The organism is Coleofasciculus sp. (assembly GCF_046565525.1).
In the GTDB taxonomy this organism is placed as follows: domain Bacteria; phylum Cyanobacteriota; class Cyanobacteriia; order Cyanobacteriales; family Coleofasciculaceae; genus Coleofasciculus.
Window position 1 is genome coordinate 1 of sequence record NZ_JBKHUP010000243.1, and the last position, 1,697, is coordinate 1,697.

A 1,697-nucleotide genomic window follows, 5' to 3' on the forward strand; every position below is an offset into this window, starting at 1 on the left:
GATGCTAATGGGAATCCAGTAACATCGGTAGCAGCAGATGAAACGGTTACTCTGTCTTGGACAGTATTTAATAGTAGTACCACGGCAACGGCAGGAGCAGATTGGTTCGATAGGGTTTATATTTCCCAAGATACAACCCTTGATAGTTCGGATACTTTATTACTGAGCGAATATACAAGTTCGTTTACACCGTTGGCAGCGGGAAATGACTATACCATTAACCACAATGCGACTATCCCAGAAATTGCTACAGGGGATTATTTCTTCCTGTTTAAGGCTGATGGCAGTGAGCAACAACAAGAAGCCGATGAAACGGATAATATTACGGCAATTCCGATTCAGATTAGTCCGCCTGCTGACTTGGTAGTCAACTCCGTAACCGCACCAGTAACAGCCAACTTTGGTGATACCATCACTATTGATTGGCAAGTTGCCAACTCAGGAATAGGAACGACTACCAGAACATGGCGCGATCGCGTCTTTCTTTCTAGTGATAATACCATCAGTACAAATGATACTATCTTACTGACCGAATTTGCTCCGACGACTCTCGCTTCAGGTCAAACCTACAATCAGTCGGTATCCGTTACTTTACCCTTAAATAACTCCATTCAGGCGGGGACTTACTTCCTTTTAGCTCAGACGGATAACCTTGAGCAACAGTTCGAGACGAATGAAACCAATAATGTTAACTCAACCCAAATTGAACTGACGATTCCGCAGACACCCGACTTAATTGTCAGTAATATTAGCGCTCCGACTACCGCTGTGTCAGGACAAGGAATAGAGGTTTCTTGGACATTGACGAATCAAGGGGATGGCACAGCTAGTGGCACTTGGATTGACCAAGTTTTCCTGTCTGATAATCTCACAGTTGGTAACGATCAATTCCTGGATTCCTTTACTTTTACCGGGACTCTTGCACCCGGAGAATCGACAACTCGCACCCAGGTAGTAACTGCGCCAATCGATTTAGCAGGCGATCACTATTTCGTCGTTAACACAGATACAAATAACCAAATTTTTGAATTTACCGAGGACAATAATAACAGCGCGATCGCTGACCAGGCAATTAGCCTAGAATTGTCCCCTACTCCTAACCTCCAAGTAACCAGTGTTACGACGCCGACAACAGCCTTCTCTAGTCAGGAAACCGTTATAGAGTGGATTGTTACTAATAACGGCACAGCGGCTACCAGTACACCAACTTGGACAGATCAAGTCTGGTTATCTCTAGACCAAACCTTAGATAACAATGACACGTTCTTGGGAAGAACAACGAATCCCAGCTTCCTGAATGTAGGCGAGAGTTATCGTAACAGTCTTACCGTTACGCTACCCCAAGGAATTGATAGTGATTACTTTTTCATTGTCCAAACTGATGCCGGGAATCAAGTCTTTGAATTAAATAACGAAACTGACAATAATGGAGTTAGTCAAATCCTCACTATTAATGACATTAACGAATCTCCCACAATTACCTCTAGTTCTACCGCTAACCTAGATGAAAACACGACTCTAGTTACCACCATTACTGCAACTGATCCTGATGGCGATATTCCTACGTTCTCGATTACCGGAGGAACCGATAGTAGTCTCTTTACCCTTGATGCCAACACAGGAGAATTAAGCTTTAACAACCCTGCCAACTTCGAGACTCCCCTAGATGCCGATGGAAATAACAGTTACGACGTAGA

At 43.8% G+C, this 1,697-nt stretch carries 1 protein-coding gene; it reads left to right on the forward strand.

Annotated features, from left to right (window positions below; genetic code table 11):
• Positions 1-1,697, forward strand: a 1,697-nt coding sequence (locus ACLGGO_RS35495; RefSeq protein WP_446422839.1) for a CARDB domain-containing protein, incomplete at both ends; no start/stop codon positions are given.